The sequence below is a fragment of the Micromonospora sp. 15K316 genome, assembly GCF_004348525.1.
Lineage (GTDB): Bacteria > Actinomycetota > Actinomycetes > Mycobacteriales > Micromonosporaceae > Micromonospora.
The window spans coordinates 1-4471 of the sequence record NZ_SMKG01000337.1; the positions used below are offsets into that span (position 1 = coordinate 1).

2 protein-coding genes are annotated in these 4471 nt (G+C 70.6%); both read left to right on the forward strand.

The genetic code is table 11. From position 1 onward, the window contains the following. Positions 1-223 (forward strand): hypothetical protein (locus E1211_RS32835; RefSeq protein WP_207915576.1); only part of this gene is annotated, 223 nt, incomplete at its 5' end. Then, positions 220-4425, forward strand: a complete 4206-nt coding sequence (locus tag E1211_RS30945) for a LamG-like jellyroll fold domain-containing protein (RefSeq protein ID WP_132353599.1) — start codon at positions 220-222, stop codon at positions 4423-4425. The genes E1211_RS32835 and E1211_RS30945, both read left to right, overlap by 4 nt. Positions 4426-4471 lie beyond the last annotated feature (46 nt).

Here is a 4471-nt window from a genome sequence, read left to right on the forward strand (position 1 = left end):
CCGCACCCCGTCGGCCCCGACCACCCCGGTCTCGGCCACGGATCGCAGCGCCCGGCAGCTCCTGGTCATCGGGGCCGTCCTGCTCGCCGCGGTCGCCGCCGTCGCCCGCGCCTTCTGGTACCGCCGCCGGCGTCCCCGCCGGTCCGCGCGCGACCGGACCTCAGCCACCACCAGTGCCGACCCGGCACAACCAGAACACCTCCAACCGAAGGAGATGTCGTGACCACACGACTGGATCCGATAGCCCGAGGCTGGCGTCGCTTCGGCATGACCGCCCTCGGGCTCGCGCTCGCGGGCAGCACCCTGCTGCTGCCCGCCCGGGACGCGCTGACCTCGCCCATCAGCGAGGTGGCCAGCACCGTCACGGTGCCCGCCGCCGACGTGCTCGACGTCGCCTTCACCGGCGGCACGGCCACCGACCGGGCGCAGGGCCTCGCCCCCACCACCTGGGGCACGCCGAGCTACGCCCCCGACACCACTGTCGGCCACGACACCCTGAAGGTGGACGGCGTCGACGACGCGGTCTCCTTCGACCTCACCGACCAGTGGGGCAAGTTCTCCACCGGCTTCGCCATCGAGTGCGTCTTCCGGATCGACACCACGATGCCGGTCAGCGGCGAGAAGGACCTCTGCTCCGACAAGGAGGGCGGCGGCTTCTCGATCTACGTCAACGCCGGCAACCTCGGCACGATGGCCCACATCGGCGGCGGCTACAAGTCGGTGCTGACCCCGATCACCGGCAACCGCTGGTACCACAGCGTCTCCGTCTGGGACGGGCAGACGCTGCGCCTCTACCTCAACGGCCGGCTCGCCGGCTCCACCGCCGCCACCGGCGCCCTCACCCTGCCCGCCGCCACCGCCCGCCGGTTCGTGATCGGCGCCGACGCGGCCCCCACCGGCATCGGCCAGGTCGCCCCGCCGTCCTCTTTCGCGGGCAGCAAGGTCTGGAGCCGGGCGCTGGACGCCGCGCAGGCCGCCGAGCTGGCCTCCGCGTACGGCCTGAAGCCGCCGGTGCCCGTCGCGGACGTCCTCGACGTGGACTTCGCCGACGGCACCCCGAAGGACGACGCGCAGAACCTCACCGTCACCACCGTCGGCGAGCCGGTCATCGCCCAGGACCCGGCGGTGAACGTCCCCGTCGCCTCGTTCGACGGCGCCAACGACGCCTACGCCTACGCGATGGGCGACACGCAGTGGTCGAAGATCCGCGACCGGGTCACAATCGAGTGCACCTTCAAGGACAACGGCACCCTGCCCAACTCCGGTGAGCACTCGGTCTGCTCCGAGAAGGAGACCGGCGGCTACTCGATCGTCGTGTACGGCGACAAGCTGACCTTCGCCGTGTACGCCAACGGCGCGTACCGCAACGCCCAGGCCCAGATCTCCTCCGGCCGCTGGTACCACGCCGTCGGCACCTGGGACGGCGCGATCGCCCGCCTCTACGTCGACGGCGCGCTGGCCGCCTCGGTCGCCGCACCGGCACCGCTCGGCCTGCCCGGCGGCGCCGCCCGCAACTCCTTCTACGTCGGCGCCGACTCGGTCAACCAGTTCTGGGCGCCCGTCACGGTGCGCAACGCCCGCATCTTCTCCCGGGTCCTCACCCTGGACGACGTGCAGGCCCTCAACTCGGCGGCGCTCGGCGACGTCCGGGACGCGGGCGTGCTGGTCACCTCGACCGTGCCCGCCGAGGGCGCCCACCTCAGCCGCCCGACCGAGCTGCAGGTGACAGTCAAGAACCAGGGCAACGCCACCGGCTGGACCTACCTGCTCGACGGCGCGCCCGTCCAGGTCGGCCAGGAGGTCGGCGCCGGTCTGAAGTCCGGCGACCACACCCTGACGATCTCGGCGACCGACGTCTTCGGCAAGGCCGTCACCAAGACCGTCCGGTTCACCTCCGACGCCATCCCGACCGGCGGCGGCACCGACGTCGGCCAGGGCAAGGGCCACGTCACCCTGTCGGCGATCGCGCACAACCCCGACGGCGGCGAGGTGACCACCACCTTCAAGCAGGCCACCCCGAGCGTCCCCGCGGGCGGCTTCCAGGGCGTCGTCCCGGTCATGCCCGCCACGCTCGACTTCTCCTACACCGAGGGCGGCCAGATCGGCGCGGCCCCCCGCCCCGACGGCAACCTGGTGAAGAGCCCGTCCACCGGCAACATCCCGTTCCAGCGGTACGACGTGCAGGTGCCCGCCTCCGGCGAAGCCCGCCAGATCCTGTGGAGCGGCGTCGTCGACCCCGAGCGGGCCGTCACTCTCTTCGCCTGGAACCCGACCGCGCAGGCGTGGACCGAGCTGGCCACCGCCCGCGGCCAGGCCGAAGGCGACACCGCGCTGAAGGCCGCCGTCCGGCCCGAGCTGGTCGACAACGGCGCCGTCCACGTCCTGGTGGTCGGTGAGGACCCGTTCGCCGACGACCTCGCCCCGCGCGACGGCTCCGCCAACGACCCGGCGAACCGGGACCACTTCGACGACCCGAAGTCGTACGACTTCTCGCTGGCCCACTTCACCGACACCCAGTACCTCGCCGAGGGTGCGGCCGGCGGCACGTACGACGACTTCGACGGCGTCGACGAGCCCACCGACAAGATGACCATGGAGGAGCGGGCGCTCTGGCAGAAGTCCTACCAGGACACGACCAAGTGGCTCGCCGACAACGCTGCCGGCAAGAAGATCGCGTACACCGCGCACACCGGTGACGTCATCGAGAACGACCACTCCGACCCGCTCGCCAAGGACTCCAGCGGCAACCTGCTCTACCCGGGGCTGGACGAGCAGGTGACCCGGGAGTTCGAGTTCACCTCCGAGGCGCAGCGGACGCTCGACGAGGCCGGCGTCGTCAACCAGGTGATCGCCGGTAACCACGACAACCAGGGCGGCAACGAGATCGGCCCGACGTCCCGCTTCAACAAGTACTACGGCCCCGAGCGCTACTACGAGGGCGCGAAGAAGTGGCCTGCCGTGTCGAAGGCGTCGTACCACGCATGGGACGAGACCGCCGACGCCGCGGGCAACACGGTCACCCCGGGCAAGGACAACCAGAACAACTACGTCCTCTTCTCCTCCGGTGGGCTCGACTTCGTGGCCGTGGGCCTCTCCTACGGGGTCACCCAGGCCGAGGCCGACTGGGCCAGCTCGATCTTCCAGCGGTACAGCGACCGCAACGGCATCCTGCTGACCCACGCCTACCTGGCCCCGTCGACGACGCCGGACGGCCGTGGGGCGAACTTCTCCACCGACGGCTCCCGGGCCTTCTCGACAATCGTCCAGTCCAACCCGAACGTGTTCCTGGTCCTCGCCGGCCACGAACACGGCGTCGGCACCAACCTGAAGACCGGCGTCGGCGTGACGGTGGCGCACGACGTGGTCGAGCTGCTCGCGGACTACCAGTTCTACAAGATGACCGCGGGCGAGCTGTGGCCGGAGAAGGTCGACGCCAACGGCAGCCTCGACCTCAACGGCGACGGCACCGTCGACCACAAGTCGACAGACCTGCTCCAGTTCGGCGCCAGCTTCCTTCGGCTGCTGCAGATCGACGTCGACCGGGCCGAGATGAGCATCGACACGTACTCGCCGATGCTCAACAACTTCGGCGCCACGGAGTACGACGACCGCAAGCGCTACAACGGCGCCGAGGACAACATGGTGCTGCCGATCGACCTGTCCAGCCGGACCACCAGCTTCGGCACGGACAGCCTGGTCGTCGTCACCCCGACCGACACGATCATCGGTTCGGCCACCGCGAAGTCGGGCTGGCCGGCCAGCGTCGAGTGGAAGGGCCTCACCGAGGGCGAGCTCTACGCCTGGACCAGCACCAGCCACACCGGCGACGGTGACCAGGTCGGCTCCGCCGACCAGTTCGGCGGGGTCTTCCTCGCCACCGCGGCCGGCACCGACGTCACACCGCCGGTGCTGACCGTCCCCGCCTCGACCACCGTCGAGCAGGGGAAGACCTTCGACCCGCTCGCCGGCGTCAAGGCCGTCGACAACACCGACGGCGACGTCACCGACCGGATCCAGGTCGTCGGCACCGTCGACACCAGGACGCCCGGCAGCTACCCGCTCACCTATCTGGCCTCCGACACCAACGGCAACCAGGCGGTCGCCAACCGCGTGGTCACCGTGACGAAGGCCCCGGTCGACACCCGGATCAAGACGACGGTACGCGCCGACGACGTGACGGCCACCTGGCGCAAGCACGTCAAGCTGACCGCCACCGTCAAGCCCAGCTCCGCGACCGGCCCCGTGCAGTTCCTCATCGGTGAGGACGTGCTCTGCGAGGCGTCGCTGAAGAAGGGCGTCGCCACGTGTGACGTCGACCGGCTGCCCCGGCCCGGCAAGCACACCGTTCGAGTGGTATACGGCGGCGACAAGAAGCACGCGCCGTCGTACACCGAGTTCACCCTGAAGGTGGTCGAGCGCCGGTAACTGATCCAGCGCTCAAACCCCTGAGCGGGGCCGGCCCGGTTGGGCC